The 19,967-nt window shown below is 57.7% G+C and carries 25 protein-coding genes and 2 pseudogenes; 7 read left to right on the top strand and 20 right to left on the bottom strand.

Going from position 1 to position 19,967, the window contains the following annotated elements; all coding sequences use genetic code 11:
* Window positions 1–124 precede the first annotated feature (124 nt).
* The 16 genes and pseudogenes from ACSKB8_RS00195 to ACSKB8_RS00270 form a co-directional block, all read right to left on the bottom strand.
* Window positions 125–355, bottom strand: a pseudogene (locus ACSKB8_RS00195) (acetyl-coenzyme A synthetase N-terminal domain-containing protein); the annotation flags it as partial.
* Window positions 352–903, bottom strand: a complete 552-nt coding sequence (locus tag ACSKB8_RS00200) for a hypothetical protein (protein ID WP_438101688.1) — start codon at window positions 901–903, stop codon at window positions 352–354. The pseudogene ACSKB8_RS00195 and the gene ACSKB8_RS00200, both read right to left, overlap by 4 nt.
* 4 nt (window positions 904–907) lie before the next feature.
* Complete coding sequence (locus ACSKB8_RS00205) at window positions 908–2,899, bottom strand: c-type cytochrome (protein WP_438101690.1); 1,992 nt, start codon at window positions 2,897–2,899, stop codon at window positions 908–910.
* Window positions 2,900–2,908: 9 nt separating this feature from the next.
* On the bottom strand, window positions 2,909–3,352 hold the full coding sequence (locus ACSKB8_RS00210) for a copper resistance CopC family protein (RefSeq protein ID WP_438101692.1): 444 nt from the start codon (window positions 3,350–3,352) through the stop codon (window positions 2,909–2,911).
* Between the two features lie 128 nt (window positions 3,353–3,480).
* Window positions 3,481–3,948, bottom strand: a complete 468-nt coding sequence (locus ACSKB8_RS00215; protein WP_438101693.1) for a hypothetical protein — start codon at window positions 3,946–3,948, stop codon at window positions 3,481–3,483.
* A 95-nt stretch (window positions 3,949–4,043) separates the two neighbouring features.
* Window positions 4,044–5,366, bottom strand: coding sequence for a bacterial ammonia monooxygenase, subunit AmoB (amoB, locus tag ACSKB8_RS00220; RefSeq protein ID WP_438101694.1), 1,323 nt, complete (start codon window positions 5,364–5,366; stop codon window positions 4,044–4,046).
* A 27-nt stretch (window positions 5,367–5,393) separates the two neighbouring features.
* Window positions 5,394–5,816: a methane monooxygenase/ammonia monooxygenase subunit A gene (locus ACSKB8_RS00225; RefSeq protein WP_438101696.1), complete on the bottom strand. Its 423-nt coding sequence runs from the start codon at window positions 5,814–5,816 to the stop codon at window positions 5,394–5,396.
* Window positions 5,761–6,042, bottom strand: a complete 282-nt coding sequence (locus ACSKB8_RS00230; protein ID WP_438101698.1) for a methane monooxygenase/ammonia monooxygenase subunit A — start codon at window positions 6,040–6,042, stop codon at window positions 5,761–5,763. Before ACSKB8_RS00230 ends, ACSKB8_RS00225 begins: the two co-directional genes overlap by 56 nt.
* Window positions 5,990–6,184, bottom strand: a complete 195-nt coding sequence (locus tag ACSKB8_RS00235; protein WP_438101699.1) for a methane monooxygenase/ammonia monooxygenase subunit A — start codon at window positions 6,182–6,184, stop codon at window positions 5,990–5,992. Before ACSKB8_RS00235 ends, ACSKB8_RS00230 begins: the two co-directional genes overlap by 53 nt.
* Before the next feature lie 194 nt (window positions 6,185–6,378).
* A complete protein-coding gene (amoC, locus tag ACSKB8_RS00240) occupies window positions 6,379–7,170 on the bottom strand; it encodes a bacterial ammonia monooxygenase, subunit AmoC (RefSeq protein ID WP_283045335.1) in 792 nt (263 codons plus the stop codon).
* Between the two features lie 91 nt (window positions 7,171–7,261).
* The gene (gene pqqA / locus ACSKB8_RS00245; protein ID WP_283021219.1) at window positions 7,262–7,366 is read right to left on the bottom strand and encodes a pyrroloquinoline quinone precursor peptide PqqA; all 105 of its coding nucleotides are present in this window, start codon (window positions 7,364–7,366) and stop codon (window positions 7,262–7,264) included.
* Window positions 7,367–8,421: 1,055 nt separating this feature from the next.
* Entirely contained in the window at window positions 8,422–9,162 is a 741-nt protein-coding gene (locus ACSKB8_RS00250) for a P63C domain-containing protein (protein ID WP_438101702.1), read from the bottom strand.
* A complete protein-coding gene (locus ACSKB8_RS00255; protein WP_438101703.1) occupies window positions 9,149–9,712 on the bottom strand; it encodes a hypothetical protein in 564 nt (187 codons plus the stop codon). Before ACSKB8_RS00255 ends, ACSKB8_RS00250 begins: the two co-directional genes overlap by 14 nt.
* Before the next feature lie 2,036 nt (window positions 9,713–11,748).
* Window positions 11,749–12,072: a hypothetical protein gene (locus ACSKB8_RS00260; protein ID WP_438101705.1), complete on the bottom strand. Its 324-nt coding sequence runs from the start codon at window positions 12,070–12,072 to the stop codon at window positions 11,749–11,751.
* A gap of 264 nt (window positions 12,073–12,336) precedes the next feature.
* Window positions 12,337–12,495, bottom strand: coding sequence for a hypothetical protein (locus ACSKB8_RS00265; protein ID WP_438110868.1), 159 nt, complete (start codon window positions 12,493–12,495; stop codon window positions 12,337–12,339).
* 229 nt (window positions 12,496–12,724) lie between these two features.
* Window positions 12,725–12,941, bottom strand: a pseudogene (locus ACSKB8_RS00270) (ATP-dependent DNA ligase); the annotation flags it as partial.
* Between ACSKB8_RS00270 and ACSKB8_RS00275 the strand changes: the two are divergent.
* From ACSKB8_RS00275 to ACSKB8_RS00300, 6 genes are all read left to right on the top strand, one after another.
* Complete coding sequence (locus ACSKB8_RS00275) at window positions 12,934–13,248, top strand: hypothetical protein (protein WP_438110869.1); 315 nt, start codon at window positions 12,934–12,936, stop codon at window positions 13,246–13,248. The pseudogene ACSKB8_RS00270 and the gene ACSKB8_RS00275 overlap by 8 nt on opposite strands.
* Before the next feature lie 74 nt (window positions 13,249–13,322).
* Entirely contained in the window at window positions 13,323–14,804 is a 1,482-nt protein-coding gene (locus tag ACSKB8_RS00280) for a PLP-dependent aminotransferase family protein (RefSeq protein WP_438101707.1), read from the top strand.
* Window positions 14,805–14,885: 81 nt separating this feature from the next.
* Window positions 14,886–15,515: an FMN-binding negative transcriptional regulator gene (locus ACSKB8_RS00285; RefSeq protein WP_438101708.1), complete on the top strand. Its 630-nt coding sequence runs from the start codon at window positions 14,886–14,888 to the stop codon at window positions 15,513–15,515.
* Between the two features lie 45 nt (window positions 15,516–15,560).
* Window positions 15,561–16,007 carry a DMT family transporter gene (locus tag ACSKB8_RS00290; protein ID WP_438101710.1) on the top strand — a complete coding sequence of 149 codons (447 nt, stop codon included), beginning with the start codon at window positions 15,561–15,563 and terminating at the stop codon, window positions 16,005–16,007.
* A 140-nt stretch (window positions 16,008–16,147) separates the two neighbouring features.
* Complete coding sequence (locus tag ACSKB8_RS00295; protein WP_438101712.1) at window positions 16,148–16,453, top strand: hypothetical protein; 306 nt, start codon at window positions 16,148–16,150, stop codon at window positions 16,451–16,453.
* Complete coding sequence (locus ACSKB8_RS00300; protein WP_438101714.1) at window positions 16,446–16,685, top strand: hypothetical protein; 240 nt, start codon at window positions 16,446–16,448, stop codon at window positions 16,683–16,685. Before ACSKB8_RS00295 ends, ACSKB8_RS00300 begins: the two co-directional genes overlap by 8 nt.
* 405 nt (window positions 16,686–17,090) lie before the next feature.
* Here ACSKB8_RS00300 and ACSKB8_RS00305 read toward each other — a convergent pair whose 3' ends face one another.
* Window positions 17,091–17,282 carry a helix-turn-helix domain-containing protein gene (locus ACSKB8_RS00305; RefSeq protein WP_438110288.1) on the bottom strand — a complete coding sequence of 64 codons (192 nt, stop codon included), beginning with the start codon at window positions 17,280–17,282 and terminating at the stop codon, window positions 17,091–17,093.
* Between ACSKB8_RS00305 and ACSKB8_RS00310 the strand changes: the two genes are divergently transcribed.
* Complete coding sequence (locus ACSKB8_RS00310; RefSeq protein WP_438110871.1) at window positions 17,190–17,474, top strand: hypothetical protein; 285 nt, start codon at window positions 17,190–17,192, stop codon at window positions 17,472–17,474. The two genes, ACSKB8_RS00305 and ACSKB8_RS00310, sit on opposite strands and share 93 nt — an antisense overlap.
* Window positions 17,475–18,357: 883 nt before the next feature.
* Here the strand turns inward: ACSKB8_RS00310 and ACSKB8_RS00315 are convergent.
* The 3 genes from ACSKB8_RS00315 to ACSKB8_RS00325 form a co-directional block, all read right to left on the bottom strand.
* The gene (locus ACSKB8_RS00315) at window positions 18,358–18,519 is read right to left on the bottom strand and encodes a DUF2934 domain-containing protein (protein ID WP_438101715.1); all 162 of its coding nucleotides are present in this window, start codon (window positions 18,517–18,519) and stop codon (window positions 18,358–18,360) included.
* Window positions 18,520–18,666: 147 nt separating this feature from the next.
* On the bottom strand, window positions 18,667–18,870 hold the full coding sequence (locus ACSKB8_RS00320) for a hypothetical protein (protein ID WP_438101717.1): 204 nt from the start codon (window positions 18,868–18,870) through the stop codon (window positions 18,667–18,669).
* A gap of 414 nt (window positions 18,871–19,284) precedes the next feature.
* A complete protein-coding gene (locus tag ACSKB8_RS00325; protein ID WP_438101718.1) occupies window positions 19,285–19,596 on the bottom strand; it encodes a hypothetical protein in 312 nt (103 codons plus the stop codon).
* Window positions 19,597–19,967 lie beyond the last annotated feature (371 nt).

Genomic DNA, 19,967 nt, shown 5'->3' on the forward strand with positions numbered 1-19,967 from the left:
AACTCACGTCAGATCAGCGCTCGTCACGCGTCGCATTGCAGGAGGCGCCCATTGAAGCCGCCGAGGAACTGCGCGGCGAAGAACCGCGTGATCCACATTTCGCCGGAACGGCCGCCGACCAGCTGCCATGTGCGACATGGCGATCGAGCGTGTTGTAGCAAGTGTTGACCGCTCCGCCGGCGCACCAACGGCCGTAGATGCCCATTGATGGATCGAAGATCTTTCTCGGCCACTCGATCCAATCAACCTCCTTCGCAGCTTCCGCCCAAAATCCTTCCGAATCAGCTAGCGCACGCGCAAGACTTTCCTGATAATGGCTCACACCTAAGCCCCCAATGATTGACGGCTTGCTCATTTTGATTCCTTCACAACCACGTTGAGGGTCTGTACCGTCTCGGAGATTGTGTGATGCTGCGGATCCGCCCAATAGAGTCTTATTGTGTGCGGACCAGGCTTGGCAGGGAGATCGAAAACATAGAGATAGCGGCCATCACCAAGCTGGATCAGCTGGTCTACCATTGGCATGAGCTCGGTTTCGTCCATCGCAACATGCAGATGAACGCTCGGATTGGCAGAGCTCATGGTCATTTCCGCGATGTTATCGTCGGCTTGGAAAACGAAAGCAACACGCTCGCCGATGGTATTACCCGATTGCGGCAGGAGGATCTTCAATGCGGGCAGCTCGCCGGTATTTCCCGATCTCGCAACAGGCGCACCGTCAGACCCGTGCATATGGTGCATGCCCGGCTCATGGTGTTGTGCGTGGGCTGGAGCCGCGACCAGAGCGCCAGCCACAAGAATCATGCACCAAATGAACTGTTCGAATCGATCGCCAAACCGGTTGGGACGGGATGATATTTGCATGCTTTCCTCGTTTGTTTGCGAGCCCTGAAAGATTTCCACTAATTCAGTGCACATGTTGAGCGGGTGGCGGGAGAATTTTGGATTCTCTATTGAGAACTCGGACCTGCGAGATCAGCTCGTCGGAATTTTGCCAACCACATTCGTCCTCCTCTTGCAACCAGCGCGCACGGATGTATCCGAACCTGTCGATTAGGAATTCCATGGAATGTCTTCCCATTTCCAAACGCTTGGGATCTCCACGATTTGTAGTGCTCCGGGAGAGCAGATCGTAACTTTCTCTAACCTCTTGTGCTCCATGCCGGACATTTGGGACGCCCGCCGCCAGCTTTGCGTCCGGCGACACGATAATCGCCCACAATCGTTCTTTCCGGAATCTTTTCTGCTCAAGGCGTAGCTGTTCAACGCGCATTGCGTCGGACTTTTCGGGAAACACGAGCAGCACATTGCTTTGCTCACGGAAGTCCTTCAGCTCCCTCTCCGCCCCATTCTCGTCCTCTAAGAAAAAGTTTGGAGCCCCCAGCCACGGATGATCGGGTACGATTTCAGGCGACAGGAGGCGCGCCTGAAATCCCTCTGAAAACGTCCGCAGGAAGTTGATCACATCCCAGCGGGCCTGTTCGTCCAATACATCAGCAAATCCGGGCATGCCGCTTTTTGGAATTCCATGGCTAAGCCACCAAAACATGTCGCCGGCCGTGTGCAGCACAGTATGCGGTTCGCTCAAATTCGCGGGCGGCTTGGGAAGGGTCGATGCCGCCGGACCATCGCCAAGCCCTCCGCTGCCGTGGCAAGCCGCACAATTCTGGGCAAATAGACGCTTTCCATTGGTTATTGATATCGTCGAATAGGCAACCGACGGGCGGCGGTAAGTATCGGGATAGGCTTGCACGGATATCTGCCACAGACCGCCTGCGACCGAAATAACGGCGGCGGCGCCTGCTGCAACTGCTTTTACCTTTTGCGGCTTTCTCAAACAAACGAGCAGGCCCCAGAAGAGTGACAATAGTGCTAGTGAGAAGGCGCCCGCCGCGATAACGGGCGTCGGCCACGCCGGCCACGTGGCTTCGATCGAAAAGCGAAACGGCAGCCACCAGATGGGCTGATCATGTCGTGCTGGTATGACTGAAGAGAGCGCGGCTGCGCAGCCGACGATCAGAACACCGCAAAAGAATTCAGTTGCTGCCCATCCAGCTCCTGCAAGAAAAGCCGCGGGTTTTGCTCCTACGGTTTCCATGACGGGTAGGAAGCGCGTGCGAATCCGATTGGCCACCAACAGGATGCATGCAAGTAGAGCAAGCTTCGTTATAACTAGTTGACCGTAGGTCGTGCCAAGCCACTCGCCAGCCGAACTAGCGGAGCTAAACGCGAGCACCAAACCTGATGCGACGACGACGACCACGAAACCGATTGCTAGTTGGGAGAAACGTCGCAGCGTCGCTGCGACATAGACGCGCCGAGTCTCCGTGGGGGTGACAGCGACCGAAGCCACCAGCCAGATCCAAGCCGGTAAGGCCCCAAGCCAAGCCGAAACCGCGAGCACGTGAAGTTGATGGGTCGGAACGAGCCAACGGCTGTCGTCTTCCCCGGCGGCGTGTCCAGCAAGTGGACCAATCAGCGCGATCAGTGCTGCTGTCCCGGCTGTCACGATTGAAACTAAACGTTGCTGCTCCCTCGACCAGCCGCGAATTAGGATCGCTGTCGGCAGCAGCAAAAGAAGAGAGAGCGCTAACCTTGCAAGCGTGATCCGACCGTAATGTGTGTCAAATCCGAAGCTTTCCAGCGTCTGGCCAGCCGCTACTATCTCCGATAGTGCCATATCTGTCGCAATCGCGACTTGAGCGATAAATAACCCAGCGGTAGCGAAGAGGTGAATGCCGGCCGCCCAGAGAAAGCTCACCTGCACTCGTCTTCGCCAAGCGGCAAGGAACGGATCGGAAGCCGGCGCTGCCAGCAACAGAAAGAGTACTCCGCCTATGACCCATGCAAGCGCAATGTCAGCGATGGCCTTGCACAGAGCTGGAAACAATACCGTCATTCCGCATGCCTAACGTTGCTCGACGGTGAACTGATAGCCGTAGTCCACCACATGCCCGTCTTGCGAGAGCACGCGGTAATGAACCGAATAGCTGCCCGGTCTCATGTCAGATACTGCCGTTACCATGCACTTCGGATCATTGCCTGCTTTCAAATCGCCGAGCGTTAGCGACTGACCGTTGGCGTTCTTGAGCTCCACTTTCGAAAACTTGAGCTCTATGCGTTCGTTGAAGCACAGTTCGATCTGCTGCGGCGAATGAGCTAACACTGACCGGCTCGCGGGATCGGACTTCACGAGAGCGGCATGTGCAGAGGCAGCCGTCGGCAGGCACACGAGGCCAACGCACAGCAACGTGATGCCAAGCGCTGATACCGGACGCCTGCTTGCGGACGAGAGTTCTTTTACCGTCCCTTGAATCAGCCTAGTTCGCGCCCTGCCGGTGCCGGCGGTCAAGTTTGGCGTGCCAGCATGATCGAGTGACGGCCCCGTCGCTACTCGGATGTAATCGCTCTTGTTTCCGTGTTTTTCGTGAGACATGAGTGTGACCCTTATTGCCGGACAGCGGCCGACAAAGTGCTAGCCTAGCTTTCCTTGCGCAACGTGGAGTACCAAAACAGGGCGGCCCCGGCTGCCAGCGTTCCTAGAACGATTGCGAAACTGTCCCTATATCGGACCCAAATCCCGTTGCCGTAACCAACCGAAAACGGAAATCTCGATACGTATTTCGGTCCGTCGCCGACTGTCACGAGGCCCACAAAGCGCCCGGATTCGGGGAACGTGTACTGAAACGATAGTGAGCCTGTCGGATATTGTTTTGGCGGGATTCGAAGGACGGCCTCGCTGTCTACGTCGTTGCCGGCGTCTCGCAACAACCGCACCTCGATGGGCAGATCACGTAGCACATCGCCGACGGCATCCAAGACGATGACCGTGCGGCCGATTTCCGGAATGTCCTCGCAAAATTCCTGATTCCCCTGCTTGGCCGGCTGGTATCCGGTAAAATGCATCATATAGGGCCCAGCGCGAAGCTTGCACACGTCTTTCTCCATCGATACTCCCCCGTGTGCAATCGCTGGCCGCGCCCCACCGCAGTCTAGGATGAGGAGCAAAGATGGAATTCCAAGCACTGCGGCTTTTACGATGTTCAACCCGGACCTCCTTTCGGATTCTCAGCCGTGCGGTTATCGGGATCGGTGAATACAGGGACCATGGGGCCGCTGACGTTTGAGATTGTCCGTTTGCCGTGCTCGTCATAGAAGAACAACAGTCCTCCCAACGTGTTGTCCGGATCGTTGATCAGGCTACTCAAGCGCTCCGTCTCCCATGCCGCGTCGGCCGCTTCGATATCGACTGTCTTCGTTTCACCCGGCTTGAGCGGTCGGGTGTGGCTCACCTTAAGCCCATTCGGAGGAAGCAATTCCTTGGGGTAATTCGGATCCACCGTCGCCATTGCCTGGCTAACCTCATGGTTGATGAAGCGCTGATTGGAAGTTAAGAACTCGCCAAGCTGTGCTGACGTGCTCCCATTGTTCGTCAGTGTCACGTTCATACGAAGCGAGCGGCCAGGGACGTCATAGTTTGACTTGTTGACCACAACTTTGACCTGCTCAGGCACTTCCGGTAGAGGCTCGACGGTTGCACGGGATCCCTGCAGCGGCACGGTCCTTGGATAAGCGGTGTCGGTCGCCTGAAAGCCGAAGAATACGATGAGAATCGTCGCCACGAGCAAACCGGCCCCAAATAGGCGATCGGTGCTGGTAACGAGCTGAGATCGATCGCCGCCTTTTTCCGTCAACGCGCGAAAACGAGGCAGCAGGAGCGGCCGGCGCAACCACCAGACAAGCCACACGATGGCGATCGCAACCCACAAGCCATGCCAGAAGAACACCCTGCCAAGGCCCCAGGTTTCGAGATTATCGATAGTCTCGCCACTGAGAGTTTTGATTGGAAGCTTGAAGTCGCTTTCGTTCCCCGTCACCGTCAGCCAGTTTCCCGGTCCGAGCAGCGGCCCGGCTCCCATCACGTTGATCATCGGATGGACGTGATGGTGGCCTGGCACTCGTCCTTTGAGCACTGTTTTGAATTCATAGTCCCGGTTCAACTCCAGTTTGGTGGACTGAATTGCTGGGACACCATTAATGTAGCTCTCGGTTCGGGCTAGCACCGGGCCCGGCGTCCCGTTTCCCAGAAAGGCCGCTTCGGGAAGGGGTAGGTTGACTGGCCAGATCGGGAAGAGTCGGAACTTGCCGGTGACAACGATTTCACCGTTCACGGGAATTTCGTTCGTGCTCCACTTCACATCGTAAAAATGAGCCGTTCGCATCCGCAGAAACGGCTCCTGATTGCGCTCACCATGCGCCAGAGCAGCATCTGGGATGAAGGTCAGTATTCCGATCTGCATGATCGCCGCCGCTGCCGATAAGATTACACGCACGCATGAGCTTTTGCGGAAACAGAATGTTCTCATTTGGAGTCCTCCACAGTCCCAGCAGGATCATTCGGCTGCGGCGAAGCGCCCTTGCAGGCTGGTGCCGTCTATGGCTTTTTGGGCTGTCTCAGCTGGCTCATCCTTATCGGTGAGCCCCATGAAATTTTTCAGGGTGTTTGGCGTCGTTACCACACGAGCGAGGAGCATTCCGATATGCCACCACGCCAAATACATCAGTATGGATACGAACGCCGAGAAAAAGGACGCGATAATGGCTGAGTGGCCACCAAAAGTTCGAAGCGTGCCCCGCTCTATCAGCCGGATATACTCAGGCAGGGCGGTGCGGGTGAAGGCATAGCTGATGTAATCGCCCACGGAAACAAGCTGCCCCATCACTTCTACGGGTAGCCGATATGGCGCCAGCCAAAACCAGTTAGCCGGGTAGAAAAGCAGTGCGAATGCAAAGGCGCCGGACATCGCCGTGAACAAACAATTCCCGGTCAGCAAAAGAGCGACATCGAGGACTGAGTGCGCCAGGCATCAGCAGCGCTGGAATGACCTCGCTCATCGGAAAGTACGACCACAGGTGGAAACCGAAATATCGATTTATCCACTGACCGAACAGGAGACAAACGACCGCAAATGTAGCGGCGATTGGAAGTCTAAATTTCGTCCAAAACACATACTGCAAAGCTGCAGGGAATGTTATGGCCATAATTGGAGTTAAGGGTGACCCACCACTGTCTGTCTTTCCAATCGATCCACATATCCCAGTCCCCTGCGGTCAGCATGTAATGCAGGTGGAATGCGCCGGAGACGGCCAGAAAGAGGATGGCGGCGACGAGAAGGTCAAACACTCTTGAGATTCTTGCTGACTCTTTAGGCCATTCGAGCCCATACAGTCTCACAGACGTTCCTCCTTGCATGGCTTCCTCCTAATTCTTTTACCGAGTTGAGATCGACCTTCCTGGAAACCGACGCCCGACATGATTGCAAGGCGGCATGCTTTGCACATGCCGGGCTGTCAGCAATTAATGGTTCATAAGCGGTTTCAGCGCTGGGTGGCGACCGAAACTTCGTCCTCTTGGGAAAGCCGCCCGATCACTTCAAGCATGTGCATCGCGATCTGGATCAGGAGCCCACCCAAGGCCAGCACACTCCAGCCCATCACGACAAAACCCCAGTGCAAGGGATAGGAGAACACCTCTTCCATCAGGAAGAAGGCATGACCCCACTCGTTGTAGCCCAAGTTCGGCAATATTAGAAACGGACCTACAACCACGAGCACGAATGGAATTGAGATCTGCGTTGCGAACTTCGGCAGCCTCGTCATCGCGTACAGAAATGATCCCACGCCAAACAGCACGTAGAGTGGCATGGTGCCGTAGAACAGCACGATGTGACTCGGCGTGAAGCTTGTATCCCGGACCACAACCTGATGCCATGAGGCGTCCTGCTCGGCAAAGAAGCTGGTAGCGAACCAGACGCAAAAGGCATAGACGAAGATGAACAGGACCAGATTGAAGTAACGCCGGAGCTCTTCCCGCGGTTTGAGCGCGCCAAGATTGCGGTCTCGCGTGAACCATAGATACGCCCAGGTCACCACCCAGAGCAAAGGGATGACGCTAAGCTCAACCTTCAGCAACGTCATCCAGGCGGCATCGAACGCGGGCTCAGTCGAATCCAGGCCGGCACTCCAAGCATAGACCTGCTGAAAGATGCGCCAGAACACCATCAGCGCTAGCACCGCCAGAGTGACTCCTGCTGCAAGTTTGAAATTCGCCAACGGCTGAGTACGGTCCTCAGCGGCAGACTTGGCGTTATGAGTCATCGTGATCGACATCTTGTCTCCTCCTTGAGATTGCCTAAGGTGTGGTGTTGTTTACGAGGGTAGTGCTCACTCCGATCGTTGACCGCAAGGATAGGATCTGTCTTCAAGCTCCCAGCTTTCTGGTTACCTCCTTGCGAACGGCGCACGCATACATGTTGATTTCGAGACCGACCGGTAATTCGACGATTTTTGGGGCTTTCCAGCTCATATCGATTTGCTCCTGGCTAGATGAATGCGGCGCAAAAGGTCGCGAGGACACGAGGTCCTCGCAGTGGGGAGAACTCACCGAGTGCGCTGCAAGTGCTCGGCGAAAAGAAACCCATGATCACGCCATCCCTGCCACCGCGCGCTGTGCCGTCACCCTGATGAGATTGGCGCGATAATCCGACGATCCGCAGGAATATGATCCGACTCTTGCCTCGCCCGCTGCTGCTCTTGCAAAGCAGCGTATTGATGCATCCAAGCGTCCGTATTGAACCATTCGTTATAGTTGGACTCCACATCACTCTCCCTAGATGAGGTAACTCTTCATAGCTGACCCGGAGCTAAGCCGTTCGCTCAGGTCGACGACCGCAACAAAGCCAAAGAACGACAGTCCTCCCCCTTCTCTTTGTTCGCTCATTACCCGCACCCTCCTTTTGAAAGAGCGGTGCGGCACGTCGGGTTTGAACCTGGCCCGTATAGACGCAAGACGTCCGCTTTCATCTCAAACAACCCGTCCAGCTCCGGCTTCAATTTGGAAATTGGCCGCGCGCTCGGTCTCAGGTTACAACCTCACGCCACGTACGAATCAAGCCTTGACGGCTGTGGCGAGGCTGATTGAGGTATGTGCAAGTGTCGAGAAAGCGGGTTCGCCTCGCGCTTTTTTCGTCGGAATCCGCAGAGGATCATTAACTTGAACGCGCTACCCGGGACAGGAGCAATAGCACCGGCAAAGCACCACTAAGCTCCATGGCGCCCGGCGAGACACTGACAATTACGTCTTGGGCGCGTGGGTGACGGGGGTCGGGGCCGGCACCTGCTTCGGAGCCTGCGTGAGTATGGTCGGGCAGCTGACGAGAGCAGCTACGAGGTTAGAAGACGAGGCCCCTCGTTGCTCAAGCGATCCGCAGAGGTTGCCCGAGCTTACCCCATTAAGCTCGGGCCCGACTGAGCAGCGCCTCCTGTAGAGGATCGCACGGACGTACCATATTCCTTGGTCATGATTGTACCTTCGAGTTAAAGCTGCTGAACGAGCCGGCATCCGCGCTCATTGCATTTCTCTCACGCCGCTTTCGAGGAATTTGTCTGCTTCTCCTCGCCAAGGTCGAGGGTTAGCTGCTTGCCGAAGACACGTTCCAGCAAGATTTGAAAGGTCGCCTTGTCAGGCGAGGCACGCAGAAGCGTCATTACGCTCACGACTTGAGTCTTGAAGTGCTCGAGTTCGATCTTATCAGTCAGGAATTGATGATGCTTGTATTTGCGGCGATGTTTCTCGTTTGAGGGATTGCACGCATCGAGAGCCGGCAAAACGGGAGACGGCATCTTCTCGTAGATCAGCTTTCGGATCAGTGTTCCCGCATAGCGGGGGCCGCGGTTATTCGACGTATGCTTCCAGCCATGCACGCGATGAAGCTCCTTCATGAAGTCGGGCGGAATTGCAGTGGTCCATGGGCGATGCTCCGGAAGAACGTAGGCTTCCAGGATGCGTTGAAGCTCGTCACTCTCACGCTTGTACTGGTACCCTGTCGCCTCATCGATCAGCGCGATAAGGCCGATTCTCGTCAGACTTGAGTTGATCAGCCGGCATTGAAAAGCGATCGCAAACTGCTGGCGCTGCAGGACCCCGGCGCCATCAGCACGGATCACCGCCTCCGCGATGTCGATCAGCGTGTCGGAATCAAAGCCGTAGGCGACAACTCGGTTGATCTTGAACTTTACCGGGTTGCGAACCCTCTCCAGCAGATCTTCGGAAACGAAAGGCCTGAGGAGCTTTCCGGAGACAAAAAGCTCAAGTCGGCTCATGCCCTTCTTGAAGGTCCTCGCGTGTCTTGACAAGATTCCGATGGTATTCATCCCAACCTTCGCGAAACGGTGTGTCAGCAACACGCGCAAATAGTGTGCGAGGCGAATTCGGTTTTCGATGTCTCTGTGCCGACGACACGAATTGCCGAATGACCTCGTTACGTAGGAAGGTCTCGCCTTTTCTTTGTTCGAGATAGGCCGTTCCGTACTGAAACAGCGGCGGAATGAGCGCTATAGCTATAGCCGCTACGACACTCCCGAGAACGAATTTCCAGAAATCAAGACGAGCCTTGTACCAGTCAAACTCAAACTGGCGCTGCTCTGTGGTCTTCGTACCGTCAAGCGCGATCCGTAGCCGTTCGAGTTCGATCTGCTTGGTCGCCGTGCGACGGCCGAAAAACCGGAAAAACCCGTGACGACGGAGAAGCCTGCGACGACGACGAAGCCAGCGACGACGGAGAAGCCTGTGACCACGGAAAAGCCGGCGAGAAACGGAAAACCTTCGACGAAAACCCGAACCTGACCTGTCCTCCAAGTCGTTGTTGGTCACGTCTACCTCGGCGATGGAATTTAAAGGAGGTCTGTTGCTTGAGAAGTCTACGAAACAGCTATCGCTGGCGACCGAACCGACAGTGCTGTCAAATTGCACACGAAATCTTTCAGCGGGTCAATCTCTGTATCGAAAGCTCGTCGATAGGAATTGAGCGACGCGCAGGACTTCGGCCGCTGCTCAATCCGAACCCTTCAACGTTTCGCATCGGCCGCCAAAAGAATTGCGATTTGGGAAAACATGTATGTGTAGGGTAAAAAAAGTTGAAATATCTAAGTAAATTCAATGAGATTGGTGCCTAGGAAAGGATCATAAGTCCGATTTTCTATCGCCTGCTATCACACGATTTGTAGTCAGGCCGGCGTAATTAGTGTCATTGCGTCACTTGCGCGCAGATGGTTCCGATTTACGGTTATTACTTCAAGGCGGACACTACCCCGTTGGCGGCTCCGGGGCCGCTTCGCCGACATTCTGGTTGAGGCGATCGTGAACGCGGCGGCGAGGATCCGGGCGGCCAACATCAAGCCCAACTGATCCTGCCTGGTAGGCCTGATCGAATGCGGGCATGTCTGTTCGTGGCCCATACCGACAAGCTCCGCCGTCCGGCTGAATGTCGGCTGTCGAGGGTAGAACGGAACAGCTAAGCAAGAAGTCTGCACCACGAGAAATCCAGAGTACGCCAAGACATTGGGACAAAGGATGGGAGCTGAGTGCGACATCACGTATAGCGAAGGTAGAAATGGCACTTATGCGGTTCCTGGAAGGATTGCCGTGGCGGTGGCCATTTTACGAGCGGTCGTTTCAGTCAATAATTACGATTGTCCATTGCTTTCTTTCCACTCCCACATCTCGACATGGTTGGCGAGCGCGAGGTCATTCTCGACGTTCGCGGAAAGCTGATGCATTCCCTGCTGGAGCTGCTGGGCGGCCTCTCGCAGGCCTTCCTCTGCTTTGCAACGATGTTGCGTCGTTCTTGGAGTGTCTTGCGCTTGTCGCGGTTGTCTTTCGTGTGTTAGTCCACGGCGCTGTCGAGTTCTGTTATGTGTGCTTCGAGATCGGCGTCTTCCTTTTGAAGTTTTTCAAAGTCGGCCTGCTGCGCCCCGACACAAAATCCGCGTTGCAGGCAGCCCCCAGGCTTTCTGACGGCGTTCCTCGATGAATAACTTGCGGGCAAGCTGTTGCTGTTCTTTAGAGAACGTCATATGAGGCCAGTATAGCGCGGCAGGAGATTAAGCGTGGCAAAAGCAAGGAAGACGGTGAAAGCAAGGAAAACAACGAATCGCGTTGTTCAACACACTTGGAAGGTAACGCGGCGTAATAACGAATCGGTGGAAATCACTGCGGACGACTTAAGTGTAGTGTACGGTGATTTGGTATTCTTGACCAAGGGGGTTGTCGTCAGGGTAATTGGGGTAGACGCTTATAGCGATGTTGAACTAGTGAGCGCCTTAGAACTCTAGCGCGGCAGCTTCATCACACCATCAAAGAAGGACAGGACGAAGCCAATTCCCATGACAACAATACATGAGCCCGACGACGGTGAGTGAGCCGAGCAATGCTCCGAGGCATATCTCCGTAAGTTCCCAGATCATGGCCGTGTTTGAGGTTTGTGAGTAAGGTGTCAGTGCCAGCATTTCGCGGCATTTACCGCGCGAGCGGTTTAGTCCATTGGACCGGGGCGGCTGATGGCCGAGGGCAATGGTGTGCGACGAGCTTTAGTGGAGAGGCTGTCTTCGTCAGGCATGATCGTACTCCTCCGTTTGTGAGGGCATCGAGCATGCCTTGTGACGCGCGGATCGTGTCTGCCTTCAGAGGCTTGCGGCCGTGGGGGTCCCGTGGGGCCGCTTTAGGTCCGCAGCGAATGACGAGTCGCCCGGAAGACTTTTCCCGCAGCTAGAGCCAGGAACCAAACTGCTCACTCTCGCTTGAGTCTTGCCGGCTCCACCCCGAGCTGGCGGAGCGGCCCCGGCCCATCCCTCAACCGCCCCCTGAAGCCGGGGCCGTCTCTCCCATATCGCTCATAGTAAACCGCCCGCCTAATTCTGTTCATAGAATCCGATAATCGTTACGACGTGGCCGTTGCCGATGTAAGTCGTATTATCGTATTTCAGAATGACGCTTACGCTACTACCGCCAGAGGCAATACGACCAAAACCCATACAGCCAATGACCGCCGTCTCGGTTGCGAGAACACTTGCAGCGCGTTTGGCCGTACCGGTGGGCAACGGTATCGACATTGTCTCCGATGCGGTGCCCTTGGCTGTAATTGTGATTGTGACGCAAAAGTAAACGAATTTCCCGATCACCTGATAACCACCGGCCGCAGAAACGGTGGTGAATGCGCCGCTGCCGGGCGTCACTGTCGGTGCCCATGTCGTCCATGCCGCGTCGCCCGTGACGCCGATGTTGGCGCGTGCCTGCGCTTGATCTGCAGCCGTCAGCGATTGGGCGCCGCCTCGGCGGCCTACCGCGACGCGTTGGTCGCCCGCGGCGCGTGCCGACCCTGGTAGAGGCCCGCGCGCATAGGTTTCCCCGACAATGCGCCGTCGTGACGCTCAGCGGCTCGACGGGGCGTAGTGTAGCTGTCGGTGGGCCACCATGTTCGCCGGCATGGGCCGGACAGGTCAGCCGGCGATTGCCGGGAAGCTGACGGCGGGATCATCGCTCAAGGGCGCGATGGTTTCCAGTGTCATGTAGCGGGCGCGCTGCCGGCGCTGTCGCGCACGGGAGCGGGCGGACTCCTCAACAACCCCGTTGCCGTCCTGCTGGAGGGACGCCCGCATGGAAGGCAATCATCGGGCATCGCGCGGTTGCCGCGCCCGAGGGGCGGCGCGACCGCGTACACGGTCGGCGACGCGCTCTCGCAGGCGCGCCGCACCGCGCCGTGCTCCGCGCGTACTCAAGCTGGCCTTGCTTATCAGATTGGTGCGCGTGTCGCGGTTGCCCTGATCAAGTAGAAGCGATCAGTGGACGCGAAGTCCGTCGAACGCGTTGCCCGCAGCGCGTCTGGCCCCCCATCAACTCGTTCTGCAGGACCGAGAAGTCCGTCGTCCCATCCGACGCCGGGACGACCCCTCGCCATCGCGGATTACCGACCTCGCTTTGACGCGCCAAGCGTCATCGGAGACCTTCTTGAAGCGGCCTGTCCAATTGTTGGCGCGGCGAATGAAGACCATGACGGTTTCGTTCGCCAGGTGGACCTGGGCGGGTAGCCATCGAACTTGATTTCCGGCTCGATGAAGGCAAATGGGACGACATCTGCCTCGGCCGGCGGAAGGGTGACGATCTCGTCTACGCTGGCGAAGGTCGACCACGGCTTCGACAAGGCCTCCGCCGCCGACTTGCAGACGCGCGTGAAGCCGCCCATCCGGAAGATGCAGCCCATCGCTCACAAAGGCATCTGGGTCGAGCCGAAGCTGCTTGCCCAGGTCGAATACGGGGCAAGGTGCGGCAGCCTTCCTCAAAAATCTTCGCGAGGATCTGCAGCAGTTCCTGGCAACGGCATCCTCGAGACCGAAATTTGTGGCCTCGATTAACGCCCAGCGGCTTGGCAACCGCTCGTGCAACCTCCAAACTGGACTGGACGATTTTTAGTTTTTCGGATGCTTGGATGGGCCAAATAAAATCCGCTCTGAGACGCCAGACTGAGGGCATAGGTGCCCGCCGGATCTACGAAGACTTGCGAGACCAGATACTGGCGCGGACGTATGGGACTCATGGCGTGCTGCCGTCGTCCAGATCTCTCGCCGGCGAACTCGGCGTCTCGAGATCGACGGTGACGGTGGCATACGAACAATTGGCCGCCGAAGGCTTCATCGAAGTTCGCCACGGCGCACGCCCACGGGTCGCGAAGTCCGTGGTAGGAGGCAGCAAATCGCGCGCTGTGGATGCACTACCGACGCACGTCGTTCCCCTCTCGGAGTTTGGAAAGCGACTGCGGAAAGATCCGCCGAAGTGGACCGCGCCGTCTGGCCATCCCGCCGTGAACTTCCGGTATGGCGACCTCTCGCCGGCCGATTTTCCGGTTCTCGCCTGGAAGAAAGCCATCATTGCTGCCGTTACTCGACGCCCGGCCCGACTGGCCTACGACGATCCCAGCGGCGCGTTGCGGCTTCGGACCGCGCTGCAGGGATTTCTTTGGCGATCGAGGAGCGTCCGATGCAGCGTGGATCAGATCGTCGTCGTCAACGGATCGCAGCAGGGTCTCGACCTTTGCGCGCGACTGTTGCTCGATGCCGGCGACCGCTTCGTCATGGAAGATCCTGGATATCTGATGGCCAGTCACACATTCTCGTCGACCGGTGCGGCCCCTGTGCCCGTTCCCGTCGATAGAGACGGTCTCCAGACTGCCCGGCTCGCCGGCATCGACGCGCGGCTCGCCTACGTCACGCCATCGCACCAGTACCCGCTCGGCGGCGTTTTGCCGATCGCGCGACGGCACGAACTCTTGGCATGGGCCCGGCAGCGTGACGCCTGCGTGATTGAAGACGACTACGACAGCGAATACAGGTACGATACGAAGCCCGTGCCGCCGCTGCACGCCCTCGAAGGCGGCCACAACGTCGTCTATCTCGGAACTGTCTCCAAGACGCTCTCGCCGACAATGCGGATCGGATACATGGTCGTTCCGCTCGCACTCGTCTCGGCCTTCGCCGCGGCCAAGCAAATCATGGACCGCCACACGCCGCTCGCCGAGCAGGAGGCGCTGGCGTCCATGCTGGAGAGCGGCGCCTATGACAGCCACATGCGGCGCGTCCGGCGACGGAATGCCGAGCGACGCCAAACTTTGCTCGATATGTTGCGCCGGCGGTTCGGGGACCGGGTCAGGATCGAGGGCGCAGCGGCCGGCCTGCACCTAGTCGCCTGGTTCGACGATCTGCCACAGCGATCGGAAGAGGCGCTGGTCCGAACGGCCCGGTCCAAGGGCGTCGGTATCTATCCGATATCTGCGCTGTTCGACCGAAGGCGGCAAGGCCGCGCGCGTCCGGACGCAGTCGGCTTGATCATGGGCTACTCGGCTCTGGAGACGCGGCAAATCGACAAGGGCTGCAGGCTTCTCGCCGCCGCGATCGACGAAATCCGGGAGCAATAACTGGACTAGCAAAATCGTACAAAACTGGTCGTTCTGCACAGACCAGATTTGCCCTATCTCCGGGCCGAACGGAGATGAGCCATGTACGTACCCCCCGCCTTCAAGGACGACGACATCGAAAGCATCCGGACCACCATCCGGAATGCCCGTCTGGTCAACCTGGTCACCGCGACGGCTGAGGGGCCGGTTGCGACGCCTCTGCCGCTTTTCCTCGACCAAAGCGAGGGCGAGCACGGTACGCTTTACGGGCACCTCGCGAGAGCAAATCCCCAGTGGAAACTGCTACCGATCGGCGAAGCGCTGGCGATCTTCAATGGACCGGAGGCGTACGTGACGCCGTCGTGGTACGCGACCAAACAGGAGACAGGAAAGGTCGTGCCGACCTGGAACTACGTCGCAGTTCATGCCTACGGTCCGGTCGAGTTCTTCCATGAACCGGAGCGCCTGCTGGAAGTCGTCACGCGCCTGACCCGGAAGCACGAAGAGGTCCGCGCCAAGCCGTGGGCCGTCTCGGACGCGCCGGCCGACTTCATCGCGTCGCAACTTCGCGGCATCGTCGGGCTCCGGGTCCCGGTTAGTCGCTTCGAGGGTAAGCGCAAGATGAGTCAAAACCGTCCTGAGGCCGATCGTGTCGGAGTCTCCGCCGGGCTTGGTGCAAGTGATAATCCTCAGGACCGTGATGTCGCGCCACTGATCCCGCTGCGGGGCTAAACACGTGCGATGGTCGAAAGCCGAGCGCAAGAATTCGGGCATCAGATGTTGAAACTCGCCTTTTCAATGACTTTAGCTATTGCGGCCGGGATCAGTCTCGTCGTGCAGCAGGCCCCCAATGCCAATCTGCGCGTCGGGCTGGCCTCCACCGCCTGGTCGGGATTCATGAGCTATCTCTTCGGCGTGGTCTGCATAGCGGCGCTGGCCTTGCTGCTGCAGGAAGCTCCACCCACGATCGCGGCGGCATCGCGGATATCCTGGTTCGCCTGGAGCGGCGGCCTGTTCGGTGCGATCTTCATCGGCCTCGGGATTTTTCTCGTCCCGAAGCTTGGCGCCGCCACCTTCTTTGCGCTTCTATTCGCCGGCCAGATGCTTGGATCGATCGCCTTCGACCACTTCGGTCTGCTGGGCGTTCCGATCCACGAGGTGAGCGCGATCCGCGTCGCCGGCGCCGCCATGCTTGTCGGTGGTGTCGTTCTCGTTCGCATGTAGAACAGCGGTTTCGCGCAATGCACGCTCCATGCAAACCGAAGCCCGCTCCGTTCTACGGCTGGCGGGTCGTCGCCGCCTGCGAGCGCCGGGACCAAGATATCGAGAGACAGCTCATACGTTGCGCCCTGTCGCGGGGCGTATTGGATGCGCTCTATCGCCATTTAGAACTCATCCTTTGCGGTGCCGAGTTGGACGACCTTCACTTCGATACGCGCAACGCCATCAGGTCGTATGTCGGTGACCTCGTACAAGGCGCGATTGCACAGCCGCATGATCCGGTAACCCTGCGCAAGCGGGAACGGCAGCGTGCCGTATCCGCGAACTGCGGGCCGGATGTGGCTGCCAGCCCACCAGATCAGATAGTTGAGACGGCGGGATCACGTCAGCAGACTCCGGCGAATCTGCCGTTCGCGCCGAGGGGAGCCATGAGGGCCGGTGATGAGTAAGGAAAGAGAAGGCGAAAAGGGAGCAATGAAGGGCGGCGGACGGCACGAATTCTTCCTGGTGAATCTGACCAATGAAAAGCTGAAGGGCCACGGAGGAGTGGCGGAAACGAGATCAAGCTCGACGTCAACGGGCTTGAGCCTGGCAGGGGTTGGCCGCGAAAGCAGTTTTTCCCGTCCAGTGGTACCCGGGATTATTGGCGCTGGTCAGAACGATTCAGGGAGTACCAGCTGAACTGTTACGACGGGGACACCTATGCCGTTGTCACCATCAGCGGCTACGGAATCGGGGTGCTTGTTACTGCCACGAGCCCCGATACGTGGAAATGGTAGTATAGCGCACGCGCGGTGCCGCCCTTCGGCCTCGCCTACGGCCGCAGTCCACGCCTCATCCGTCCAGCCCCGCATGGCTTCCGGCACCACCAAGGTCACCGCCAACACCACCGGCCATGTAAAGTTTCACCACTGGCGGCACCACCACTGGCTACATGAACACTGCGGGCAACTTCATCCTCCCCGGCATCGGCATCACTGGGACCATTAGTGCCTCGTCGTTGGCCGTCATCAACGGAGCCAACAGCAGTGGCGATTGCCAGCGGGAGCAAACGACACTTCGCTCTCTCCCATCGACGCATGATAGCTATTCCTTCCTACGATGCGGACGGGGTGGTTTGCGCCCTTTAGGCAAGGTCTTGGGAGTCCCTGCACGTTTCGATGGCCGAACAAAGAATTCGGACACATGAACGCCCAGCCTTTCGGCGATGCGGTCGAGAAGATCAATCGTCGGGCTTTTCGATTGCCGCTCAAGACCGGCGATGTAGGAGCGGTCAATCCCGGTATCGTAAGCCAATTTCTCTTGCGAAATACCGCGTTTCAGACGGATCCGACGCACGTTGCAGGCCACAAGTGCACCAGTTTTCATGCGGCAAACCATGCCATTCGCTCGGTCAAACCACTGGTTATAACCCCACTATTAGCAACACAGTTAGCTGCCTTTGCGGAAGCTGGCGACTTTGTCGGTTGAAGGAAGCGCTGGTTGCGACTGAGACGCCGCAGTCATGCTTCGCCCACCCCTACCAAGAATGCGTTGGCACATGACTTTTAATCACGGGGGCCTGGGTTCGAGCCCCAGCGCGCTCACCAAATAACTTAGAAAATCGCCTCAATACTGATCACGTGTCGTAGACCGTTTTGAGCCTCCGGGTAACACGGGGGTAACAGATTTCCCGGGCAAGCACGTACGGCCCTACACATTTTCGTCCAGAAGCGAACAGGCCAATTAGAACGAGTGCCACGAACGCGTCGCAATCTCCACGCACATAGGAGCCCGGGCTCCCTCGCACGATTCGCACTGTCTGAACGAGCCTGACAGGTTGGCCCGCCCAGCCGGGTACTAAATGGGTGCGTAGCATCCAGCCTGTCCGCTCGCCGCGTCACCTCGCATGTAGGCAATGCAGCATGCACGAAACCGCCCGCTGCGATCACTGCGAAGAAGAGTTCGCGCCGAAAGAGCTAGTCATTCACAACGTCCACCAAACAACCCGTCCTTCAGGTATAGAAATAGACCAGAGGCAGAAAGACGTATGTCCACCAGGCTAAGCCAGCTAATCCGGCCAGGACGACCATATCCTCGTCGCTCATGGGGACCTCCGAGAGCAGTTTCGATTACCCTCCAAACCAACGAGCGGCGGTGCGCGTTTCAATCGCGCATCAAATATACTTCAAAGGGGGAACATTTTGCGTTGCGCGGTCCCGGTGACCTTGCCGCTTTCAGTCTGCGAAGCTTATCGCTGATCTCCCGGGCGAATGCTTCGAGCAGGACAGCCCGATGAGCCAATTCGAGCGGATGCTCAAGTCGCTGCAGTTCGGGTAGGTAGTCCATCAACGCACTCGGGATGGACGGGGCGTCAGAGAGTGTCTGGCGTCTTAAGCTCGTGGCGGATTCTCTCTTCCTTCAACTGTTGCTCCGCTTCGTACCAAAGCTCGTCTATCCGACCTTCAGGCTTCCCGGCTTCCTCCCAAAGTCTGTATGCGCGGGCGCGTATCTCGTCTGAGTCTGTTTGGGGCATGGTGTTTCTCTCATCGAGCGCAATGCTAACTGCGGAAGTAACTCGACTGATTTTGAGGGGTTCCAGATTCCCGAAGGTGCGCCACGCGCGAGAGCCACCCTCACTCACGAGGCGGCCTGAACCGTTCCTAGCCAAGCGGCCAAGCGGTTACGCGGCAGCCCATGCCAAGAACTCGTTCATTACATGCTCTTTGATCGCCGCTGGTTCCCGCTCGCCTTGCGAAGCAAGCCATAGAATGCGCTCCGCGACCTCCACCGCAGAACGATGTTGCTGACGGGTGAAGGCCGGGCTCGCGAGCACTTCATCGAGAATGGTGCGGAGCAACTGCACCGTAGGTGTGTCGTACGCCATGTGCCGAATACCCGAATACTGAACAATTCACAGCTCAAAAGGTCGCCCGCGCGATATGAGCAAGCCCATCTTCTCGTTCGGTCCGACTAGCAATTTGCCGGAAACCGGTAATCTACGACGGGTTGATTGCGGGTCTATGACAGCGAAACAGCAACGCCAACGCTCGAAATAAGTGCAGGCGGCGCTGTCCAGCCCCCGGGAAGGTGATTGCAAAATTCCGGCACGGATTAGTCTGAACAGCTTAGGCCAAGGTTCAGTGGCACTCGCGGATAAACAAGAGGCGACCAACTGAGTGGTCTCAATTTAGGTCGGGGCCCTTAGCCCCGAAGAATTCAACCACCCATCGCCGTGTGGCTAGCCGCCTCCAAAATGCTTGAGGCCCCACTCAAACGCGCCCTTTACTAGCGGGTTTTCCTAGACCCGCTTCAGCAAGCTCTTCGCCTTTTCCTTCTCGACCGTGCTCGCGTTCGAACTGTCAATATAGTTGTTCAACCTTTCGAGATTCAAACTGACGTTCTGAATGTACCCTTGGCCCCCAACTTGCACGCCCTGCGAGCCGTGGATGTTGATGCTTCCGTCGAGCGTAATTGCTGTTGGCGGTATTGCGCGCCCCTCAATTACGTCTGTCCCTTCGCCGGTGATTCTCGCGTGTATGACCACATACTCTATAGTGCTCGTCGTTGACGGTTTGCGGGGCTTCCAATCTATCAGACCCTTGTCCGGCAAGCTGTTCAAGCGCTTTGCCAAGGTCGCGAGATGCTAACTCAAGATCAGCGAAGCCGGCCAATTCAAGATGGCCCTCGTTTCCCGCAGGTCGTAAAACCGCTTGAGCACCAGGCCCCGCGCCTCGCTGTCATTCATCCTGTAGGCGCCCGCATCAGTTGCAAGGATATTTACGGACCTCCGCCTGAGCTGCAAGGATTGCTCGCCCTCATCAGGAATAGGTGTTCGCGTCCTCCGAACAGCCTTCCGGCTTGCCGCTCTGATTGATGCACGCCCGATAGTGCCAGGGCGCGGCGTAACTCCCCGCCCACATGCCGCGCCCCGCGTGTTCGGCTTCGCGTTGCGCGCTGTCGTATTGCCTTTGGAGTAGCGAG

Source organism: Bradyrhizobium sp. BR 1432 (assembly GCF_051547705.1).
GTDB lineage: Bacteria > Pseudomonadota > Alphaproteobacteria > Rhizobiales > Xanthobacteraceae > Bradyrhizobium > Bradyrhizobium zhanjiangense.